Source organism: Streptomyces flavofungini (assembly GCF_030388665.1).
Classification (GTDB): Bacteria; Actinomycetota; Actinomycetes; order Streptomycetales; family Streptomycetaceae; genus Streptomyces; species Streptomyces flavofungini_A.
In genome coordinates this window covers 8,965,061-8,985,726 of the sequence record NZ_CP128846.1, presented here as the reverse complement: position 1 = coordinate 8,985,726, position 20,666 = coordinate 8,965,061, and the positions used below count along the sequence as shown (strand labels likewise).

At 73.4% G+C, this 20,666-nt stretch carries 21 protein-coding genes; 5 read left to right on the top strand and 16 right to left on the bottom strand.

The annotated features are described in order from the left end of the window. Positions 1–17: 17 nt before the first annotated feature. From QUY26_RS38940 to QUY26_RS38910, 7 genes are all read right to left on the bottom strand, one after another. Positions 18–428, bottom strand: coding sequence for a VOC family protein (locus QUY26_RS38940; RefSeq protein ID WP_289955194.1), 411 nt, complete (start codon positions 426–428; stop codon positions 18–20). A 52-nt stretch (positions 429–480) separates the two neighbouring features. Continuing rightward, positions 481–1,722 (bottom strand): glycosyltransferase, encoded by a 1,242-nt coding sequence (locus QUY26_RS38935; protein WP_289955193.1) that lies wholly within the window; start codon positions 1,720–1,722, stop codon positions 481–483. A 12-nt stretch (positions 1,723–1,734) separates the two neighbouring features. Next, the gene (locus QUY26_RS38930) at positions 1,735–3,096 is read right to left on the bottom strand and encodes a HAMP domain-containing sensor histidine kinase (RefSeq protein WP_289955192.1); all 1,362 of its coding nucleotides are present in this window, start codon (positions 3,094–3,096) and stop codon (positions 1,735–1,737) included. Further along, complete coding sequence (locus QUY26_RS38925; protein ID WP_289955191.1) at positions 3,096–3,794, bottom strand: response regulator transcription factor; 699 nt, start codon at positions 3,792–3,794, stop codon at positions 3,096–3,098. The genes QUY26_RS38930 and QUY26_RS38925 overlap by 1 nt, the downstream gene beginning before the upstream one ends. Positions 3,795–3,840: 46 nt before the next feature. After that, positions 3,841–5,367 carry an alpha/beta fold hydrolase gene (locus QUY26_RS38920; RefSeq protein WP_289955190.1) on the bottom strand — a complete coding sequence of 509 codons (1,527 nt, stop codon included), beginning with the start codon at positions 5,365–5,367 and terminating at the stop codon, positions 3,841–3,843. A 130-nt stretch (positions 5,368–5,497) separates the two neighbouring features. Further along, a complete protein-coding gene (locus tag QUY26_RS38915) occupies positions 5,498–6,469 on the bottom strand; it encodes an immunity 49 family protein (RefSeq protein ID WP_289955189.1) in 972 nt (323 codons plus the stop codon). A gap of 109 nt (positions 6,470–6,578) precedes the next feature. Then, positions 6,579–7,361, bottom strand: coding sequence for a thioesterase family protein (locus tag QUY26_RS38910; protein WP_289955188.1), 783 nt, complete (start codon positions 7,359–7,361; stop codon positions 6,579–6,581). Positions 7,362–7,562: 201 nt separating this feature from the next. Between QUY26_RS38910 and QUY26_RS38905 the strand changes: the two genes are divergently transcribed. Beyond that, complete coding sequence (locus QUY26_RS38905; protein ID WP_289955187.1) at positions 7,563–8,330, top strand: hypothetical protein; 768 nt, start codon at positions 7,563–7,565, stop codon at positions 8,328–8,330. Positions 8,331–9,030: 700 nt separating this feature from the next. Next, positions 9,031–9,912, top strand: coding sequence for a barstar family protein (locus QUY26_RS38900; RefSeq protein ID WP_289955186.1), 882 nt, complete (start codon positions 9,031–9,033; stop codon positions 9,910–9,912). A 60-nt stretch (positions 9,913–9,972) separates the two neighbouring features. Here QUY26_RS38900 and QUY26_RS38895 read toward each other — a convergent pair whose 3' ends face one another. The 3 genes from QUY26_RS38895 to QUY26_RS38885 form a co-directional block, all read right to left on the bottom strand. Then, complete coding sequence (locus QUY26_RS38895; RefSeq protein ID WP_289955185.1) at positions 9,973–10,707, bottom strand: hypothetical protein; 735 nt, start codon at positions 10,705–10,707, stop codon at positions 9,973–9,975. 239 nt (positions 10,708–10,946) lie between these two features. Continuing rightward, positions 10,947–12,443: a DEAD/DEAH box helicase gene (locus QUY26_RS38890; protein WP_289955184.1), complete on the bottom strand. Its 1,497-nt coding sequence runs from the start codon at positions 12,441–12,443 to the stop codon at positions 10,947–10,949. A gap of 220 nt (positions 12,444–12,663) precedes the next feature. Continuing rightward, positions 12,664–13,806, bottom strand: coding sequence for an MFS transporter (locus QUY26_RS38885; RefSeq protein ID WP_289956387.1), 1,143 nt, complete (start codon positions 13,804–13,806; stop codon positions 12,664–12,666). A gap of 254 nt (positions 13,807–14,060) precedes the next feature. Here QUY26_RS38885 and QUY26_RS38880 point away from each other — a divergent pair, with 254 nt between their 5' ends. After that, positions 14,061–14,534 (top strand): winged helix-turn-helix transcriptional regulator, encoded by a 474-nt coding sequence (locus QUY26_RS38880; RefSeq protein ID WP_289955183.1) that lies wholly within the window; start codon positions 14,061–14,063, stop codon positions 14,532–14,534. Between the two features lie 354 nt (positions 14,535–14,888). On the opposite strand, the gene QUY26_RS38875 is transcribed toward QUY26_RS38880, so the two are convergent. The 4 genes from QUY26_RS38875 to QUY26_RS38860 form a co-directional block, all read right to left on the bottom strand. After that, entirely contained in the window at positions 14,889–15,029 is a 141-nt protein-coding gene (locus QUY26_RS38875) for a hypothetical protein (RefSeq protein ID WP_289955181.1), read from the bottom strand. Between the two features lie 125 nt (positions 15,030–15,154). Next, positions 15,155–16,348, bottom strand: a complete 1,194-nt coding sequence (locus QUY26_RS38870; RefSeq protein ID WP_289955178.1) for a serine hydrolase domain-containing protein — start codon at positions 16,346–16,348, stop codon at positions 15,155–15,157. Between the two features lie 530 nt (positions 16,349–16,878). After that, positions 16,879–17,247, bottom strand: a complete 369-nt coding sequence (locus tag QUY26_RS38865) for a hypothetical protein (protein WP_289955176.1) — start codon at positions 17,245–17,247, stop codon at positions 16,879–16,881. 47 nt (positions 17,248–17,294) lie between these two features. After that, the gene (locus QUY26_RS38860; RefSeq protein WP_289955173.1) at positions 17,295–17,741 is read right to left on the bottom strand and encodes an HGxxPAAW family protein; all 447 of its coding nucleotides are present in this window, start codon (positions 17,739–17,741) and stop codon (positions 17,295–17,297) included. Between the two features lie 88 nt (positions 17,742–17,829). Here QUY26_RS38860 and QUY26_RS38855 point away from each other — a divergent pair, with 88 nt between their 5' ends. Next, entirely contained in the window at positions 17,830–18,354 is a 525-nt protein-coding gene (locus tag QUY26_RS38855; protein ID WP_289955172.1) for a MarR family transcriptional regulator, read from the top strand. Positions 18,355–18,411: 57 nt separating this feature from the next. Here QUY26_RS38855 and QUY26_RS38850 read toward each other — a convergent pair whose 3' ends face one another. Further along, entirely contained in the window at positions 18,412–19,152 is a 741-nt protein-coding gene (locus QUY26_RS38850) for an SDR family oxidoreductase (RefSeq protein ID WP_289955170.1), read from the bottom strand. Positions 19,153–19,289: 137 nt separating this feature from the next. Here QUY26_RS38850 and QUY26_RS38845 point away from each other — a divergent pair, with 137 nt between their 5' ends. Beyond that, the gene (locus QUY26_RS38845) at positions 19,290–19,781 is read left to right on the top strand and encodes an RrF2 family transcriptional regulator (RefSeq protein ID WP_289955168.1); all 492 of its coding nucleotides are present in this window, start codon (positions 19,290–19,292) and stop codon (positions 19,779–19,781) included. Between the two features lie 73 nt (positions 19,782–19,854). Here QUY26_RS38845 and QUY26_RS38840 read toward each other — a convergent pair whose 3' ends face one another. Then, on the bottom strand, positions 19,855–20,634 hold the full coding sequence (locus tag QUY26_RS38840; RefSeq protein ID WP_289955166.1) for a hypothetical protein: 780 nt from the start codon (positions 20,632–20,634) through the stop codon (positions 19,855–19,857). Between the last annotated feature and the right edge of the window lie 32 nt (positions 20,635–20,666).

Genomic DNA, 20,666 nt, shown 5'->3' with positions numbered 1-20,666 from the left:
CTCGGCACGCTCGGCGCTCAGCCGCGCTCGGGCCAGACCGGGCCCTGGTCGGTCCAGACGACGCCCTTGTTGCGGCACAGGCAGAAGGGGTGGCCGATCGGGTCGGTGTAGATCCGCCAGCCGTAGCCTTCGGGGCCGATGAAGTCCTGCCTGAGCGTCGCGCCGAGGGCGAGGACGCGGCGCTGCTCGGGCTCGATCTCGTCCACTTCGAAGTCGAGGTGGAACTGCTTGGGGTGCTCGGTGTCGGGCCACCGCGGAGCGCGGTAGTCGTCCACCCGGATGAAGGCGAGCTCGATCTCGCCGAACTGGATGCCGGCCCACTCCTCGGAGCTGCCGTCCTTGATCGGACGGCCCGTCACCTCGGAGTAGAAGGCGGCCAGCTTCATCGTGTCCGGGCAGTCGATGATGAAGTCGGTCAATCGCAGCATCCCGCGATCTTGCCACAAGCCCGCAGCGGCTTCGAGAGAGATCTCGACCGGCTCAGCTGAGCCGGTCCAGTGCCGCGACGACCCGCCGGCCGCCGTCCTCCCGCGCGAGGGCCCCGGCGAGGTCGCCGGCGCGTGTCCGCGGGCCGGGGTCGTGGACGGCGGCGGTGAGGGCATCGGCGAGCCGCCGCGCGGTCAGACGGCGGTAGCTCAGCGGGCGGGGCGCCACGCCGAGGGTGTGCAGGCGGGCGGCCCAGAAGTGCTGGTCGAGCTGGACGGGGACGGGGACGGCGGGGGTGCCCGCGCGCAGTCCCGCCGATGTCGTGCCCGCGCCCGCGTGGTGGACCACGGCGGCGGTCCTGGGGAACAGCCAGGCGTGCGGGACGTCCTGCACGGTGATCAGGTCGTCGCTCTCGGCGTGCAGGCCGCTCCACCCGGCCTGGACGACCCCGCGCACCTTCGCCAGGCGCATGGCCTCGGCGAGCAGGCCGCTCAGCCGCTCGGCCTCGGTGGTGACGAAGCTGCCGAAGCCCGCGAAGACCGGTGGCGGGCCCGCGTCGAGGAAGTCCGCGAGGCGGGCGTCGGGCCGCCAGTCGGGCGGGGGCTGCGGCCACCAGTAGCCGCACACCTCGTGTCCGGCGGGCCAGTCCGCCGGGCGGGGCACGACCGTCGGGCTGAAGCCGTGCAGGACGGTGCGCCCGCGGGGCAGGCCCAGCGGGCCGCCGAACCTCCGTGGCGGCAGGCCGAGTTCGCGCCGCAGCGCGCCGACGGCCGGGGCGAAGATCCGGTCCGTGCCTGCCCACAGCGCGAGGGCGGCCAGGCGGTTGCCGAGGGATCCGAACGAGCGGGCACCGGTGATCATCGGCGGGAAGGCGCGGGTGGGCTGGATCGGCTGGAGGTAGGCCCCCATGCTCGGCACCCGCAGCGCCTCACCGAGTGTCGCGCACAGGGAGTCGGTGACCGTGGAGCTGAGGACGACGTCGGCGCCCGCTCGTACGGCGTCCGCGACGCCCACGGCGAGGCGGGGCATGAACGCCCGCGCCATGCGCATGATCCGCGCCATCTCCGCGGGCGGGCTCGCCGCCTTGGCGAGGCCCTGGCCGACCTGGGAGGCCAGCTCCTGGCGCGGGTCGACGGGCAGGGGCCGAAAGCCCAGGCCCTGGACCGTCACCGCCTCCTCGAAGCGCTCGTGCGTGGCGAGGACGACGTCGTGGCCCGCGCCGCGCAGCCGCACGCCGAGGCCGATGAACGGGGCGACGTCGCCCCAGCTCCCTGCCGTCACGATCAGTACGCGCACGACGGCAGGATGTCAGAGGCGCGGCGTCCCGGTCGAAGTGGCGCACCCCGGTGGCGGGGCGTCCTCACCGCCGGTCCGCGGCGGCAGCCGGAAGCCGACCTCCGCGCCACCGCCCGCTGCCTCGGTGGCGAAGACGGTGCCGTGCTCCGCCTCGACGAGGTCGTGGACGATCGCAAGACCGAGCCCGGATCCGGGTATGGCCTGGGTGCCGGGACCCCGGTGGAAGCGGTCGAAGACGGCTGTGCGCTCCTCGGGCGGGATGCCGGGGCCCCGGTCGCGCACGGACAGTCGGCAGCCGTCGATGTGGAGGGTGATGGGGGTGCCCGGAGGGCTGAACTTGACGGCGTTGTTCAGGAGGTTGTCGACGCAGCGCTGGAGGGCGCGGGTGCGGGCGTGGACCGGGGTGGGACTGGTGGTGGTGACGGTGATGGTCCGCCCGGTGCGTCGGCTGTGGCGGCGCGCGCTGTCCTCGGCGAGGGTGGGCAGGTCGACGCTCGTGGGCTCGTCCTCGGTGTAGCGGTCAGTGGCCAGTTCGACCAGTTCGCGGACGAGGTCGTCGAGGGCGACCGCCTCCGTGACCAGGGTGGCGAGGATCTTCTGTTCGTCCTCGGGATCGAGTCGGCCTTGGGCCCGTTGCAGGAGTTCGGCACTGCCCCGCACCGAGGTGAGGGGCGTGCGCAGTTCGTGGCTGGCGTTGTGGACCAGCTCCTGCTGCTGGGAGCGGGAGCGGCGCAGGGCGCTCAGCATGGTGTCGAAGCTGAGGGTGAGCTGGCCGATCTCGTCCTTGCCCGCGGGCGGAAGGGACGTGGAGAGGTCCTGGGTGCTGGTGATGCGCCGGGTCGCGCGGACCAGGCGGCGCACCGGCCGCAGGATCCGGCCGACGGCGAGCCAGCCGAGCAGGGCCGAGAGTCCGGTGGCGGCGGCCGTGGTGAGGCAGATGCGCCACAGGAAGTCGCGTTCGAGGCGCACGGCGTCGCGGTAGCTCTGGCCGACCATGACCGCGCCGCCGTCGGGCAGGGGCCGGGTGAGGATCCCGTACTCGGTGCCGGAGACCATCACGTCCTGGCGGCTCGTGCCCTGGCCCGTGCGGGCCACGCGCCGGTCGGCTGCGGAGACGGGCAGCGCCGTCCGCCCCGGTGCCAGCGGCCGCACGGCGCCCTTCGGGGACAGGACTTGCTCGATCATGTCGTCCCGCTCCGGCGGGGTGCGGTCCGCGGCGAGCAGGGTGCGGACCGTGTCGGTGCGGTCCTCCAGGCCGCGTTCGAGTTCGTCGCCGACGACGTCGCTGACGTTGCGGAAGGAGGCGAAGGCGGTGACGGCGATGGCGAGCGCGGCGGCCGCGACCACCAGGACGGTGATCTTGGTGCGCAGCATCACGCGACCCTGAGGGTGTAGCCGACGTTGCGCACGGTGTGGATCAGACGCTCACCGCCGTCCTGTTCGGTCTTGCGGCGCAGGTAGCCGATGTACACGTCGAGGGAGCGCGAGGAGGCGTCGAGGTCGTAGCCCCAGATGCGCTCGTAGATGCGGGTGCGGGTGAGGACGGCCCCCTGGTGCCTGAGGAGCAGTTCCAGTACGTCGAACTCGGTCTTGGTGAGGTCGAGGTCCCGCGGGCCGCGCGCGGCACGGCGGGCGGCGGGGTCGAGGGTGAGGTCGGCGGCCCGCAGGAGGCCCGCGTCGGCGGGCGGGTCGGCGCGGCGCAGCAAGGCGCGTACGCGGGCCAGGAGTTCCTCGGTGGCGAAGGGCTTGGCCAGGTAGTCGTCGGCCCCGGCGTCCAGGCCCGCGACGCGGTCGCCGATCAGGTGGCGGGCGGTGAGCACGAGGATGGGCAGGCGCTCGCCGCGCCTGCGCAGGATCCGGCACAGTTCGAGGCCGTCGAGGCCCGGCATGACCACGTCCACCATCGCGAGGTCCGGCCGCTGCTCCTCCAGCACGCTCAGGGCGCCGAGCCCGTCGGCCGCCACGAGGACGTGGTAGCCCTCGAATCGCAGGAGTTGCTCCAGGGTGCTGCGCACCCCCGGGTCGTCCTCGACGACCAGCACGGTGCGGTGGGACTCGACAGCGTTCGTCATGGGGACATCTTCGCTGGTGGTGGACGTGGTCACGGCGGTGGCCCGGTCAGTGGCGCACGGGGGCGACGGCGATCGGCGGGAGGTTCTTCAGGCAGGAGGTGTCGCCGGGGGTGCCGGTCCGGACGAAACGGCCGGTGACTCCTGTGACGCAGCCGCTCTGTTCGAGGTCCGGTACGTGGCCCACGTTGCGGACCGAGTGGAACTCGCTGCGGGCGAACTGGCGTGCGGCGGCCCGGCCGTTGGCGTCGGGGGTGTTGGCGTCGAGGTCACCGGAGATCACCAGGACCGGTACGTCGGGCATCTCGGGGCGCGTGGGCTGGGGGCTCGCGGTGTTCCTGCGGGGCCAGCCGATGCACACGTCACCGCCGTCCGTGGGGCCCTCGGTGAACCCCTTGGCGCTGAACGCCCCGTGCTCGCCGGGCTCGGTGGCCGCGAGCGCCGCGCGGTACTGGCGCCACCGCTCGGCCTTCGACGCCCGCGTGGACCACGCCTTGCGGTAGTCGTTGCAGACCACCGCCACGTACGGCGCCTGGTCCTCCTTGCCGGCCGACGAGGCCTCCTCCTTGACGAGGCGCCGCAGCGGCGCGGGGTCGTCGTGGACGAAGCGGTCCAGGGCGTGCGGCACGCGGCCGAGGAGCGAGGGCTCGCGCGGGACGGCGCCCGCTCCCCTGCTGGCCGCCTCGAAGAGCAGGTTGGCGAGTTGGCCCTCGGTGAAGCGCAGCCGGCGCTCGGCCCCCGCGGCCTCGAAACGCACGTCCATCGGGCGCTGCCGCAGCCGCGCCGCCGTGGTGCGCAGGTCCCGCACGGCCTTGTCGCCGTCGCAGGCCGCCGGGACGGAGCGGTCGCAGATCCGGCGCAGGGCCAGCGACACGGCTTGCGCGCTGGGGCGCACGAGCGGGTCGAACCCGAGCGGGTACGCCCCGGACAGCACGACGGACCGCACGCGCTCGGGGTGGCGGCTCGCGTACACCGGCATCAGGTAGGTGCCGTAGGACAGCCCGTACAGGGTGAGCTTCCGCGCGCCGAGGCGGGCCCGGATCGCGTCGATGTCGTCGGCGGTGGCCGCCGTGGTGTAGCCCTCCGCCTTGGGGCCGAGGTTGCGGGCGCAGCGGGCGACGGCGTCGCGCTGCTCCTGCCGCGAGCCGAAGCGGTACTCGACGTCGCTCACCCCGCAGGGCATCCGCTCGGACCTGCCGGTGCCCCGCGGGTCGACGAGCAGGACGTCGTGGTCCGCGAGCACGGTGCGAAGGCCCGTCGCGAACTCGGCGGCCCGGTCGACGGCGACCTCTCCGGGGCCGCCCGGGTTCACGGCCACGGTCCCCTTGGCGGCGCCGGGACCCCGGTGCCGTACGACCGCGTAGCTCACGTCGATCGTGCCGAGCTTCGGCTTCCCGGCCACGAGGGGGCGGGTCACCGACCCGCAGTCCACCCGGTGGTCGTCCACGGTGGGGCACCACGTGGGGTTGCCGCTCCGCTCGGTCGGCGCGGCCGCCGCCGCGGGTGTCGCCGAGGTGAGGAGGGCCAGCATGCTCACTGCCAGCACCGTCCGCCGCACCGTGTTCTTGTAGGTCATCGTTGCTCCTCTCCTGTGGGCACCACAGTGGCGGGGCCACTTCAGAGGGACGGCAGAGCAATGACAGAACCAGGTAAGAACGCGCGGGCACCGCGGGCGCGCGGGGCGTCCGCCCGCGCACCCGCAGCGGCTACTTCGCGGCCCACTTCCCCAGGCCGTTCGCAGCGGAGTCGGCCGCCTGCCGCAGCGCGCCCGGGGAACCCACCAGGTCGCCCGGCAGATATCCGGAGCGCACCCGCAGCTCCCACCCGTGCGTCTGGACCGCGAGGGCGGCGAGGACCAGAGGGCCGAGCGGCAGCAGGGTCCTGGGGGCGGGGTCGGCGCCGACGCTGTCCCTGTGCTCGACGAGCCGGGCCTCCAGGGCCTGTTCGAAGGCGTCCTGGTCGTCGTCGATGAGGACGCGCAGGAGCCGGTGGTCCGGTGGGAGAGCCCCGGCTCCGTCCAGCTGCCGGGCGGCCTCGGCGCGCTCGTCGGCGTCCGGCTTGCACAGCGGCACGGTGGGCCAGTCGCGCGGGAGGTGTCCCTTCGCCTCGCTCAGGTAGCAGCACAGCGCGTCCATCGCGGCGAGGTCCGCCGGATCCGACCTCGAGGGCAGCGTCGAGTACGGCACCCCGTCGCGGATCGCGGGCGCGTAGTCGCTTCTCAGCAGCAGCCCGGTCACCCGCTGCCAGTCCCACACGAGGCCGCTGACCACGCACACGGCGAAGGCGTCGAGCCACGTCCGGGCCGAGGGGCCCTCTCCGGTCCCGCTGCCGTACGCGACGACGTCGGCGAACCCGATGTCGTCACTGCTGAGCCGTTCCTCGATGAGCGGGAGCAGGACCTCCTGGTCGCCGCCGGGGAAGCAGCCGACGCTCAGCTCCCCGAGAAAGCATTCCGCGGCGGTCCGCAGCGCCGTTGCCGCGGTCTCGTCGAGCGCGCCGCCCGCCACGGTGCGGGCCGCGACGTGATCGAGGAGTTCGTCCCCCGTCCCGCGCATCTTCCTCGGCGACGGATCGTCGTACCGCATCCAGCGCCACCGCTCCCAGGTGCGCCCGGTGATGTCGTCCAGAGCCCGGGAGAGGTGGTCTTCCCCCACCTCGTGGCATGTCACGTCCCGCACGGCTTTCGCCCTTTCCCAAGATCCTCGGCTCGGACGCGGCACGCTACCAGCGGGCTCTGACATCGCTCTCGGTCCACCGGAGGAGCCGGTCCCCCGCTCCTGAACAGCCCTACAGGGGGCGGACGGTGAGCATCTGCTGCGCGGTGCCGACCGGGCCGTCGAGGTCGTGCAGGACGGTGCTGGTGATGCCCTGGCCGGTGGGGCCGAAGGTGACGGTGGTGTCCAGGCCGGTCCAGCGGCCCTTCGGTTGGCGGTGAAGGTGCACGGTCAGGTCGACGTTGGGGTACATCCAGGCGGTGGGCGGCCGGCGTACGGCGATGCCGTTGGCGGTGTCGACGAGCGCGAGGTAGGACGCGAGCGGGCTGACGGTCTGTCCGGCGACGAGGTCGAGGGCGGTGGAGACCCAGGCGGTGGTGCGCCCCGGCTGCGGGGGCGCGAGGGGGCGGACGTCCACGGAGGCGATGTATCCGCCGGGCCACACGGAGCCCATCTCCCAGGACGTGAGCGCGTCAGGAGGCGGGAGCCGGTCGGCGGCGCCGCCCTCGACGGCGGTGGTGTCGACGGGCGCGAGCAGCCAGGCCCTGGCCCGGACGACGGAGCGGCCGCCGATGAGCGCGACGGCTTCGACGAGTTCGATGGTGCGGCCCGGCCGGACGGTCTCGACGCGGATCTCGCACTCGTCGAGGGCGGGGCGCCCGAGGATGTCGAAGCTGATCCGGGACAGCAGGAGGCCGTTGCCCGGGCGGTCGGCCAGATGGCGCTCGACGGCGTGGACGATGAGGCCCCCGAGCGGGCTGAAGTGCTGTTCGTCCGCGCTCCAGGCGCCACCGGCGTGGAGGGTGGGCTTGTAGCGGTGCGCGTCGATGGGCTCGTAGTAGCTGCCGGTGTTCAACGGTGCTGACCTCTCGGCTGTGCGGATGGGCCGTGCTGCCGCGCTGGGCAGATCGGCTGTGCGGACCAGGGGCAGAAACGTGCAGGGTACATCCGACGGCTGCTGGACGGCCCGGGCGGTGCGCCGCCGGCCTCGGAGGAAGTGGACGAGGCGCGACCGCGGCCGCCGCCGGCAGGGCACATCACCGACCCGCTGAGCGGTGTGCCCGAGAGCTCGGAGCCGAACGCGCTGGGACTCACGATTGCCGAGATCCGTCGGGACCTCGCACGTCCGGAGACGTACTACGAGCAGGAGTACCACCTGCGCGCCACGCTCGGCCTGCGGCTGTTCCTCGCCGTGCGGGGCGGCGAGGGCACACCGGCACAGCTGGACGAGGCCATCACCGAGCTGACCCGGGCCCGCGTGCTCCTCGTCGCGGAGCGCGGCAGAACACGCCGCGCGGACGTCCTGGCGAAGCTGGCCGAAGCCCGCATCGGGCGTGCCGCGCAGGGCGGCCCCCATGCCGACGCGGACGCGAGGGCGTTCGTGGCGTTCACCCGCGAGGCGCTGGGCGAACTGGCCGCCGACGTGCTGCTCCAGGCCGGGTCCGACCACGGGTTGTCGGCGGCCCTCAGCGGTGCCGTACTGGCGCGGCGGCTGGCGTTCGTCGCCGTCAGCGCCCAGCGTCCCGCCGACGCGGTGGCCGACCTGGAGAAGGGGCGTGCCCTGTGCTTCAAGCCGCTGCCGTGTCCCGGGGCGTCCCCGAGCTCCTCGACGCCGCAGGCGACCCCGAGTCGGCCCGGCAGTGGCGCGCCCAGGCCCCCGCCGACCAGCCCCGGCTCGGGACGGACGGAATTCCGCCGCCCTTGCCGCCCGAGGACGCACCAGACGCACCCTTCGGGGAGCCGGCACCCGCGCCCGCGGAGGATCCAGCACCGCTGCCGATCGATGATCCGCCGGTCCCCGGCGGTCTGCGGCGCAAGGCGCTGAGGGCGCCGGGCGCCGGCCTGGGAGCTCAGAACACCCCGAACGCCCATCAGTTGGCGGGGGCGGCGGATGTGACCAAGTTGGCCTCCGGCCTCGCCGCCACGGGCACCGACGCCTTGGTCTACCTGGTGCCCGGCACGCGCCTGCCTGACGGCCCGCTCCCCGGCTACGCCTTGATCCTTCGCCCGGGCACAGGCCCGACCGCACGTCCCCTGCCCGAGCTGATGGCCCCGTGCGGCCCGCCCCTGGAGCGATACCGGAGCCGGATGCCTCCTGCCGCCGGGCGGCAGGTCCTCGTCGCCGACCCGGAACTGACCTTGCCCTGGGCCGAGGTGGAGACGGCAGCCCTGTGCTCCGTCTGCTCCCCCGAGGCGCTCCGTTACGGCGAGTTCGTCGCCACTGGCGAGCCCCGAGACGCCGAGGGCATGCCGGAGGAGCTGCTCGCCGTACTGCCCGGCGGTCCGTCACCGGTGTCCGTGGTCCACCTGTCCTGCCATGGCCTCGCCTCTCCGCGCCCCACCGGCTCCGCGCTGTGGTTGGCGAGCCCGCCCGGCGCGGGGCAGGGCGCCGGCCGACTCACCGTGGCCGCGATCCTCGACGGCGCAGCGAGGCGCCGAGGGGTGCCCGCCCCAGCGCTCGGCTGTGCTGCCCCCGGGCCACGGCTGCCGCAAGGCGCGAAGATCCGCTTCCGTAGGCTGGCCCCATGCCGACCGACCACAGCCCCGTCGACGCCCTCGGCCCCATGCGGGGGTGCTCCGACGTGTACGACGTCCTGGAGCAGATCCGACTGCGGCCCGGTGCGTGGCTGCCTGGCGGCTCGCTTCAGCACCTGCAGTCCCTCCTCGCCGGGTACCGCCTGGCGCTCGCCGTGCACGCCGGGAGCGAGCCCTTCGCCTTCTGGCCCGAGGAGGACTTCACCGACTGGCTCCGCGGGCACTACGGGACGGAAAGTTCCCTCACCTGGGCCGCGGAGATCGAACGCCGCACACCGGCCGGTTCGACGCCGGTCGACGAGTTCTTCCGGCTCCTGGACGCCTTCAAGGCCGACCCGGCGCGGACGCCCACGCCGGACGACCTGAGGGCGCGGCGCCCCGACCTCCCGTACACGATCAGCACGTTCGTCACGCTCTTCTGGCGGCGCGGGCTTCTCGACGAAGCCGTCCAGCGGCTCGAGGACCACGGCTTCCGCGTCGTCCGCATCCCGGCCGACGGCTGGACGTCCGCCCGGCACATGCACCAGGGCCTGGCCGCGGCCCTGCGGTTCCCCTCCTGTTACGGCCACAACCTGTCCGCCCTGAACGACTGCCTGGGCGACGTGGCCCTCTCCGGCTCCTACGACGACTCCCCCGCGGGCGCCGGACTGGTCCTGTCCTTCACCGGCTACGACCGCTTCGCCGCCGCGTGCCCCGAAGACGCCCACAGCCTGCTCGACGTCATCGCCGTCCTGGCCCGCCGTGCGGCGGTGGGGCGGCGCCGCTTCTTCGCCCTGGTCCACAGCGACGACCCCGGCATCCGGTTCGATCCGGTCGGGGCGATGCCCGTCCTGTGGAACGGCGACGAATGGCTCGACTCCCACCGTTGTTGAGGATCCGGGGCCGCCCCCACCGCCGTCCAAGGCCCGGACACAGCCCCCTGGCCGTCCGCCCTAGTTGTCCCGAAGCCTCACCGTGGCGCGCCCTGACGCCGGGTCACGCTCGAAGATCACATACCGGCTGAGGGCGGCGAGGGCGACGATGCAGCCGCTCATCTCAAGGCCCTCCTCGACGAGCGTTCCCAGCATGAGCACGGTGCGGTGGCCGTTCTCCAGCGCCCAGCCGTTGAACGCCTCGGTCACGAGCGCCCCGCCCAGATACACCCCCAGTGCGGCAAGGATCCCGTTCCGCAGGTCACGTGGGAGCTTGCGTGCCCACAGCACGGCGATCACGGTGCCCGTCACCGCGAGCAGCGCGCCGGGCAGCACCCAGGCGTGCGTGGGCAGCGATCCCCCGGCCCACTCCTTCCACGACTGGCCGACCTCGCCGAGGCGTTCGTGCAGCGAGACCGATTCGTCGACGCTGAGCAGCGCGGTCGCGGCGGCGAGGCCCAGCCAGGACAGCCGCCCTGGGCGCGTGTCGGGTCCACTGAGCAGCGCGGCAAGCAGGGCGACGCCAGCCACGGCCAACAGCAGCGTGCTGTTCCACCAGGTGGCCAGGTTGGCCTCGACGTCGACGTTCACCAACTTGCGGATGGCCGGTATGGAGTCGTAGTGGTTGTACGCACGCGTACCGAGGTCGGCGACGAGCAGCGCCGCGGTGGCGCCCGCGGCGCACCACAGGACACGGCGGGCCGGGGGTCTCGCGCCCTTGTCCGCAAGTTGGTCAGGAATTTGAAGATCGGTCATGCGTACGGAGGCTAGCCGCTTGATCAGCGGACTAAGCGGCCGGGGCGCCCCGCAAGGTGCCCTTTCGGACAGCCGGGACGCGGCCGCTCGTACGCCGTGAACTCGCCCCTGGTGTCAGGGGGATGGCGCGAACGGGGCAGGGCGTTCGCTCACCGGTCGTGGGCTCGCTCCGCCCGCAGGCGTGCGGAGCGCGTACCGAAGTCCTGTCGCATGCCTGCCGAAGTCCTGGTGCGGGCGGGTCAGCCGCCGCGGCGCACCCGGGCCGCCTTGCGGGCCTCGGCGAGCTTGCGGGCCTCGCTGGACTTGCCGGACTTCCGGCCGCCCTTGCCTCCCGTGCCGCCGCCTCCGGTGCCGCGCGAGGTGTCCTTGCTGGTGCCGAGGCCGCGGAAGGGCAGGTTGGTGTTCTTGGGCCGGGGCGCGGCCACCCCGCCGTCGAGCGGGGTGCCGGAGGGGGCCTTGGCTCCGGTGATGCGGCTCAATTCGGCCTCGCCCGAGCGGACCTTGGTGGTCTTGGCCCGGATGCCCGCCTCGGCCATCAGCTTGCTCATCTCGCGGCGCTGGCCCGACAGGACGAGGGTGACGACGCTGCCGCGCTCGCCGGCCCGGGCGGTGCGGCCCGCGCGGTGCACGTAGTCCTTGGGGTCGGTGGGCGGGTCGACGTTGACCACGAGGTCGAGGTCGTCGACGTGCAGGCCCCGGGCCGCGACGTTGGTCGCCACGAGGACGGTGATCTGGCCGTTCTTGAACTGCGCGAGGGTCCGGGTGCGCTGCGGCTGGGACTTGCCGCTGTGCAGGGCCGCCGCGTGCACGCCGCTGGCCCGCAGGTGCCGGGTGAGCTGGTCGACGCCGTGCTTGGTGTCGAGGAACAGCAGGACGCGGCCGTCGCGGGCGGCGATCTCCGTGGCGACGGCGTACCGGTCGGGGCCGTGCACGACCAGGACGTGGTGGTCCATCGTCGTGACGGCGCCCGCGGCCGGGTCGACCGAGTGGACGGTGGGGTCGTGGAGGTAGCTGAGGACCAGGTGGTCGACGTCGCGGTCGAGGGTGGCCGAGAACAGCATGCGCTGGCCGTCGGGGTGCACCTGGTCGAGCGCCTCGGTGACCTGTGGCAGGAAGCCCATGTCGCACATCTGGTCGGCCTCGTCGAGGACGGTGATCCGCACCCGGCCCAGGCGGCAGGCCTTGCGCTCGATCAGGTCGTGCAGGCGGCCGGGGGTGGCGACGACGACCTCGGCCCCCTCGCGCAGCGCGGCCGCCTGACGGCCGATCGACATGCCGCCGACGACGGTGGCCATCCGCAGTCGCAGCGCCTCGGCGTACGGCGTCAGCGCTTCGGTGACCTGCTGGGCCAGCTCCCGCGTGGGCACCAGGACCAGGGCGAGGGGCTGCTTCGCGTCCGCGCGCCGCCCGGCCGTCCGTACGAGGAGGGGCAGGCCGAAGGCGAGCGTCTTGCCCGACCCGGTGCGGCCGCGCCCCAGGACATCGCGTCCGGCGAGGGCGTTGGGCAGCGTGGCCGCCTGGATGGGGAAGGGCTCGCTCACGCCGCGCTCCTCGAGCGCGCGCAGCACCGGGGCGGGCAGGTCCAGGTCGGCGAAGGAGGTCACCGGGGGCGCGGCGGGGGCGGCGGCCTCCGGCTCGGCGGGGGCGCTGTGCGGGGTGCCGGGGCGGCCCGGGTCGGCCTGGCGCTGCGGGCGGTCCTTGTGGTCAGCGCGGTCCGGGTGGTCCGGGTGGTTCATGACGAGCCTTCCGTATGAGGGACGTACCGAGGAAGGCCCGGCAGGAATGGAACGGGGAGCGAGGAGTAAGGAGTGAGCGGCCACCACCGCGGTCAGTAGCCTGACCCTGACCTGCGGAATCCGTTCGCCTCGGCACCGTACAAACGGTTGAGGATAACACAAAGTGACTGGTCGGCCCGTGACCGTGGCAGTGCGCTCCCCGTCCCGGACCCCCGGTCGTTCAGGCCCGCGCCCTGTGCCGGGTCGCCGCCCACAGGACGAGGGCCGCGGCGCTGATCGCGGCGCCCAGCACGCAGACGGCTCCCCATCCGGCGGCCGCGTAGACCGTGGTCGAGGCGAGTGCTCCTGTGGCGCTGCCGATGGAGTAGAAGACCATGTAGCCGCCGATGAGTCGGCCGCCCGCGTCGGGGCGGAGGCCGTAGATCAGGCTCTGGTTGGTGACGTGGACGGCCTGGACGGCGAGGTCGAGGACGATGGCGCCGACGGCCAGGGCCCACAGTGACTCACGGGTGAAGGCCAAGGGCAGCCAGGAGGCGACGAGGAGGGCGAGGGCTGTGCCGGTGGTGCGCTGGGCGAAGCCGCGGTCGTGCAGGCGCCCGGCCGGGGCGGCGGCGAGGGCGCCCGCCGCCCCGACGAGCCCGAAGGCGCCGATCGCGGTGTGCGTCAGCGACTGGGGAGGCTCGCTCAGCGGCAGGGCGACACAGCTCCACAGCGTGCTGAAGGCGGCGAAGACGAGGAGGGCCAGCAGGGCGCGGTCGCGGAAGACGCGTTCCCGGGTGAAGAGGCTGACCGTCGAGGCGAGCAGCCGGCCGTAGTCGAGGTCCGGACGGGGCGTGGTCCGGTGCGGGAGCTCGTGGTGCAGGGCCAGGGTGAGGACGAGAGTGAGCGCCGCCGACGCGAGGTAGACCGCCCGCCAGCTCGCGAGGTCGGCCAGGAGCCCGGAGGCCGTGCGGGCGAGCAGGATGCCGATGACCACGCCGCTGGTCACCAGGCCGACCACGCGCCCGCGTTGGGCCGGTCCGGCCAGCGACGCGGCGAAGACCACGAGGGACTGGGTCACGACCGCGAGGAAGCCCATCAGGCTCATGCCGATGAGCAGGACCGACGCCGTTCCCGAGACGCCGACCACGGTCAATGCCAGCGCCAGCAGGACGAGTTGGACGAGGATGAGGCGCTTTCTGTCGAGCAGGTCACCGAGGGGCACGATGAAGAACAGGCCGAGGCCGTAGCCGATCTGCGTCAGGGTGACGATGGCCCCGACGGCGCCCTCGCTGATTCCGAAGTCCGCGCTCAGGGTGGCCAGGAGCGGTTGGGCGAAGTAGACGTTGGCGACCGCCACCGCCCCGGCGAGGGCGAAGAGCAGGGTGGTGCGGCGGGAGAGCGCGGGCGCCGGGGCCCGCCCGGTCGCCTCGTCGGCCCGGGGCGCCTCGGGGTCCCGGGCCACCCCGGGGCCGCGGGTCACCTCGGGGTCCCCAGTCGCGTCGCCGACCCGGGTCGTTTCGTCGCAGGAGGTCACGGCACACCTTTCCGATTGGTGGTTGCATGTTGCTACCAGGCAGGAAACGTAGCCCCGACTGGTAGCATGTTGCAACCATCAGCTCGTGGAGGGAGACCGCCGTGGTCAGACGGACCCGCTTGGACGAGAGCGACTGTCCGGTCGCCCGGTCGGTCGACGCGATCGGCGACTGGTGGTCGCTGCTGATCGTGCGGGACGCCTTCGACGGCAGCAGGCGCTTCGGCGAGTTCCAGCGCAGCCTGGGCGTGGCGAAGAACATCCTGTCGACCCGCTTGCGCGGCCTCGTGGCGGGCGGCGTCCTCGACGTCGTACCGGCGTCCGACGGCAGCGCCTACCACGAGTACGTCCTCACCCCGAAGGGGCTGGACCTCTTCCCCGTCATCGTGGCGCTGCGGCAGTGGGGCGAGAGCCACTTCTTCGCGTCCGGCGAACCGCATTCGGAGTTGGTGGACCTCCGCGACGGCCGCCCGCTTCGCACCCTGGAGGCCCGTTCCGCCGACGGGCGTCTCCTCGGGCCGGAGGACACGGTGGTGAAGAAGGTCGAGGGGGCGGCGGCGTCGAGCCCGCCGCGGTAGGCATCAAGGCCTCCGGTCAGCGGCGTCCTGCCGGGACCGGCCCCCGCCCGTCCGGGCGGCCCCAGAGCCTGTCCGGCGGATCATGTCGGCTGACGCGGGGTGGCGCCACGCAGGGGCGGGCATGCGGCTTGGCTCGCCCCCGACGGCGAGATCGCAGCCCCCGTCCCCGTCGAAGTCGGACAGGGCCACCTCCGGCTCCGGCACCCTGGCGGTGCTCCGCGCCCTCGGCGCGAGACGCCTACTGCTGCCCGGCGGCGGCAACGGCCACGTGGTCACCCGCACGTACGGGTGGCCCCTGTCCCCGTGTTCCCCGGACTCCGGGTGCTCCCCGTGCCCCCGGACTCCCCCCCCTGCTCAGCCCGCCTCCCGCAGCGCGCGCTCGGCGATGTCCAGGCACCGCACGGTCCGGGTGTAGACGTCGCCGGGGCCGACGGTGGAGCCGTCGTCCCCGATCGGTGCCGTTCCCGCGACGGCGACGTACGGTCCCGAACGCACCGCGCGGGAGAAGCCGATCTGCGGCTCCAGCGGTGACCTTGGGCTGACGGCCTGACGTACCTGTTCCCTCGCGTCATCGTGTCAGGCCCCGCCGGACGGACAGCCGCGCGGTGCGGTTGCTGCTGTCACCGGGTGAGGGTGGCCGGAGGGGTCGTTCCGCAGAATTCGGCGAGGAGTACGGAGGCGGCCGCGTCGGTGTCGCCCGCCCAGTCGGTGTTGAAGTTGACGACCAGGCGGTGGCGTCCGTCGCGGGTGGTGTACGCCATGGACTGCGCTCCGGGCAGGAAGCCGGTGTGTCCCCAGACGACCTTGCCGCAGGGCAGCTCGGCGCGGAAGATCCCGAGGCCGTCGTCCTGGCCGTCGCCGAAGTCGGGTGCGGGGACGGTGGTCGTCATCTCCTCGAGCTGTGCTTCGGGGAGGAGTTCGCCGCGCATCAGGGCGGTGAGGAAGCGGTCGAGGTCGCCGGTGCTGGTGATGATCTCGCCGGCGGACCAGCCCCAGGAGGGGTTGAACTCGGTGATGTCGTGGACGGTGTGCTGCGGGTCGTCGGGGAACCTCGTGTACATCCGCCCGCTCGGCGCGGGGATCCGGACGCCCGTGCCGGGCAGGCTGGTGGCGTGCAGTCCGAGCGGTCGGAAGATCCGCCGCTCGGCCTCGGAGGCGTAGCTGCGGCCCGTGGCCCGTTCGACGACCATCGCGGCGATGACGTACTCGGTGGTGGTGTAGTTCCAGCCGGAGCCGGGGGCGAACGTGGGCTTGTGGCGCATGGCGAGGGCCACGAGCTGTTCGGGCCGCCAGGTGTCGTAGCGGTGGTCGAGGAAGACCTTGCCCTGCAGGTGCAGGTCGGGGTCCTCGGTGTAGTCGTAGATGCCGCTGGTGTGGTTGAGGAGTTGGCGGAGGCTCACCTTGCGGCCGTCGTGGCCGTGGCCGCGGACCAACCCGGGCAACCAGTCCTCCACGGTGTCGGACATGCTCAGCCTCCCCTCGGCCTCCAGTTGGAGCAGGACCGTGGCGATGAACACCTTGGAGATGCTGCCCGCCCGGAACCGGTCGACCGCGAGCGGCGGACGCCCCGTACCGAGGTCGGCGACTCCCGCGGCGCCGCGCCAGGTGCCGCGCGCGTCGTGCGCCCGCACCAGGACGCCGGGCACTCCCGCCTTCACCGCGGCCCGCACGGCGGCCCGGGTCGCTTCATGTCCCCGAAGCGGTGCGGCGGATGCCTCGGCCGCCGCCGACGGGGCGCTCAGCCCGGCTGCGGCGACCATGGCGGCCGCCGCGAACAGGGTGGTCAGTGTGGTTCGTACCGTACGCAACGTCATGCGAACCTCCCTCTCACCGGAGGGGACACATGCTGCCCGCGCGACGGTTGGCTCCCGCGCACGGCGCGAGGGAAGCAACCCGTTCGGCCCGGGGGCCACTCCCTGTCGCTCCGCGCGCCTGCGCGCCCCCCTCCCCCGCGATCCAGGCCCGGTGCTCGGAGTGGGGCCGACGTTGTCCCAGGAGGTGTGCGGGTGCGCCTCCGCGCGGATGAGGGCGATCAGCGCCGCCGCCGTCCCGCCGTCCGTCGACACCGTGTGGTCCCGGATGCCGAGGCGGCTCAGGAGCACGGCCGGGCCGGTGTCGGGGCGGCCCGCGGAACGGCCGCTGCGTACGCAGGAGTCGAGGTGGTCCAGGTTCAGCAGACCGGGGCGACCGGTGAGGGCGGACGGCGGCCGGCCGCGGAGTCGGTCGACGACCTCCTCAGCGAGGATTCCGTGGTCGCCCAGGACCGACCGGACCGGGTCGGTACGGGTGGTGCGTCGGCCGGGGCCGGCCGTGCGAGCGCGCAGGCCGCGCCGGGTCCGTCGCCTCAGGGGCCCATCCAATGGACCTCAACGGCTTCCGGGATGACCGCGACGAGCTGTTCCTGCCAGCAATCCGACTTCAGCGTGGCGACTTCGGCCCCGCAGTCGGCACAGACGAGGTTGGGGCCGTCGAGACCGTCGGGCGCGCAGCAGCCGTTCTGCCGCCCCGGCCCGGTGTGCGGGCCGGTGCCCGGGGCGCCGTCGGGGTGCAGGGTGAGGGCCCCCGTCTCGGGGTTGATCGCGTACGTGCCCTCCTGCAGCAGGGGCAGGCCCAGGCGCTCACCCGTGAACTTCTTCGGGGTGGGCGGGAAGGGGACTTGGCGGAGTTCGTCGGTCAGAAGCTCGCCGCAGCTCGCACAGGTGATGACAAACACCGGGGGATTCTCTCGCGGCCGATCCGCGCCTGCCCAGGCCCTCGCGGCTACGAACGCTGCGCCGCCGGTACGCGCTCCTCCGCCGGTACGCGTTCCACCGCGGGCGCGCGCTCTGCCGCAGCGGCGGCCACGGCGACAGCGGTCACGTCATCGGCGGACACCTCAGTCGGCGCGGCGACCGGCACCACTGCCCCCTTCCGCCCCGCCAGGCGGCAGCCGAGGCAGTCGGGGTGCCCGCCGCGCGCCGCCGTGTCGCGGATCCGCCACGGGTGCTGCGCGACCGGCCGCGGCCCCGAGGGCTTGCCCCACCCGGCGAGGTGCAGCACCCAGGTGACGACTGCGGCGAGGACGACGACGGCGCCGCCCGCGACCAGTCCCCCGGTCGAGTCGGCGGCGAGCGCCACGCCCGCCACCGCGCCGCCGAGCACGGCCGTACAGGTGCCCGTCCAGCCCGCGACCGTGTGGCCCATGTCGTGGTCTCCGTGCATGCTCATGGCCGTCTCCTCGGGAATGGGATGCTGTGACGGGTGATCGGGACGCACCCGCGCCCATACGTCTTACCTCGCGAGATAATTTACTTAGATGCTAAGGGGATCTGTGGTGCAGGGCAAGAAGCGCCCGGCGGCGACGGCCGACCAGGCGCTGTACGCGATGGACCGGATGATCGCGACGGCCCAGTTCGGGCAGCAGGACATCGCCCGGCGCATGGGCCTCAACGTCACGGACCTCACCTGTCTCGGCTTCCTCATCGAGGCGGCCGACGCCGGCGAGTCCCTCGTGGCGGGCGATCTGGCCGAGCGCGCCCGGCTGACCACGGGAGCGGTGACCGGGGTCCTCAACCGCCTGGAGAAGGCCGGTTACGTACGGCGCCAGGCCGACCCGAAGGACCGCAGGCGTGTCCACGTGACCATGGAGGAGTCCGCGCGGAGCCGCGTCCTGGAGGTGTACGGGCCCTTCTATCGGCGCCTGGGCCTGCTGTTCGCCGACTACGGCCCGGACGAGGTCGCCGTACTGGCGGACTGGTTCACCCGCGCCAAGGCGCTGCTCCAGGAGTCGCTCGACGAGATCCGCCAGGGCGACGCCGAACCGGCCGGGACCGAGAACTGAGCGCCCGGGCCGGGTGCGGCCACCCGGCCCGGGCGCGGGACGGCGTTCCGGCGCCGGCTACCGCGAAGTGCCGAGCCAGTCCTCGTAGCGAGTGGCGGCCAGGCGCGCGCCGGACTGCGGGACGAGGACGTCGCCCTCGATGGCGGCGAACATGCCCGCCTTGTCGTCGGTGACGACGGTGCGCGGGTCCTTGCGGTGCTCCAGGGTGAGGCGGCCGAGGTCGTCCAGGCAGAAGGCGTCGGGGCCCGCGACGTCGAGGATGCCGTTGAGCGGCGGGGCGGTGGCGACGTCGGCGAGGGCGGCGACCACGTCGGCCGCGGCGATGGGCTGGACGGGGGTGGCGGGCAGCCGGACGGTCTCGTCGTCGCAGGTCCAGGACATGACCGCGTCCATGAACTCGTAGAACTGGGTGGCGCGCACGATCGAGTAGGGCGTGGGTCCGCCGCGCAGCAGCTCTTCCTGGAGCACCTTCGCGCGGTAGTAGTCCAGCTGGGGCACCTGGTCGACGCCGACGATGGAGAGGACGACCTGATGGGTGACGCCCGCGCGCTCCCCCGCGGCCAGCAGGTTCTCCATGCTGGTGCGGAAGAACGCCGGGGAGGCCTCGTCGAACGTGGGCGAGTTCGACACGTTCACGACCGTGTCCGCGCCGTCGAGCGCCTCGTCGAGGCCCGCGCCGGTGAGCAGGTCGAGCCCGGTCGACAGGGACGAGGCGACCACTTCGTGCCCGGCCTCACGGAGCCTGGAGACCAGCTGCGATCCGATGAGGCCGGTGCCGCCGATGACGGTGATCTTCATGATCGTGCCCTTCCGTGAACCGAGCGCCGCGGTGGCGTCACCCGACGCCATTAACTCGGATATCTAATGTCCGAGATAATACTCGGATAGTCTGTGTCCGGGTCAAGCGGGGCGAGCGCGTCACACGGGGAGAGCACATGAAGATGTCCGGCGGCGTGGAGTGGGCGGTGCACTGCTGCGTGGTGCTGACCGCGGCGAGCGAGCCGGTCCCTGCGGCCCGGCTGGCCGAGCTGCACGACGTCTCCCCCAGCTACCTGGCCAAGCAGATGCAGGCCCTGTCCCGCGCGGGCCTCGTCGAGTCGGTCCAGGGCAAGACCGGTGGATACGTCCTGACCAGGCCCGCCACCGAGATCACCGTCCTGGACGTGGTCCAGGCGGTCGACGGGGCGGGCCCGGCGTTCGTGTGCACCGAGATCCGCCAGCGGGGCCCGTTCGGGACCCCACCGGAGGACTGCGCCAAGGCATGCCCTGTCGCGCGCACGATGGCCGCCGCCGAAGCCGCCTGGCGGGCGTCCCTACGGGCCGTGTCCATCGCGGACCTCGTCGGCACCGTGGAGCAGGACAGCGGTCCCGAGGCCCTGCCCACGATCGGCGTGTGGCTCAACACGGCGAACAGCACCGGCGCCTGAACGGCACGGGCGCGGCAGCAGCCGTCGCGACAGCCGGGCCTCGGCCGTGCACACGGTCACGGTCACGGTCACTTCAAGGTTGCGGCGAGTCCGATGGCTGGTCCTCGTCGGTGACGGGTGCCGCACGGTCGTCGATGAGGATCTGGACGGGTTCGGCGCCGGGGCGCGGTGAGGCGGTCAGGGAGCGCACGGTCGCGGCGATGCGCTCGTACAGGTGGTGGGCGATGGCCGCAGTGCCGGGGTCGACGCCTGGGGCGTGCTCGACGGCGCGCAGGCTGGTGAGGGCCGCGACCAGGCTGAGACCGGAGACGTCGACCGTGACGGCGCCCTGCTCCTCCTTGACGTCGCCGGGGATGCGGAAGTGCCGGTCCTGCCCGGCGTGTGCGACGAGGAAGGCCCAGGTGTCGCGGTGCACCGTGACCTTCGCGGCGGAGATCCCCGCGGCCTTGCGGAGCAGGTCGACGTGGCCGCGGTCGGCTTCGTCGTGACGCACGGACTCTCCCTCCTGCCGCCCGGCCTCGTCGGCTCCGCACGGCGGTTCCTCGGGGGCGCGCGGTGACTCTTCGGCCCGCCGCTGTCCACGGCTGATGTCGTTCAGTGCGGCGCGGATGGCGACCAGTTCCGCGCCGAGGGTCGCGAGCGGGTCGCGGAGGGTGTCGTGGCCCCGGTCGAGGCCCTGGCGGACGACGGCCCGGAGCTCGGCGAGGCCGGTGGTGATGGCGGCGTCGGCGTCCTGGCGGGCCTGGTCGACGGCGTGTCGCTGGTCGTTGACCTGCTGCCGCAGCTCGGCGAGGTCGACGCGGATCCGGTCGAGGTGTTCGGTGTGGTCGGGCTGCTTGCTGAAGGGCGTCATGTGTCTCCCTGCCTGGCGGAAGCGGCCAGCGT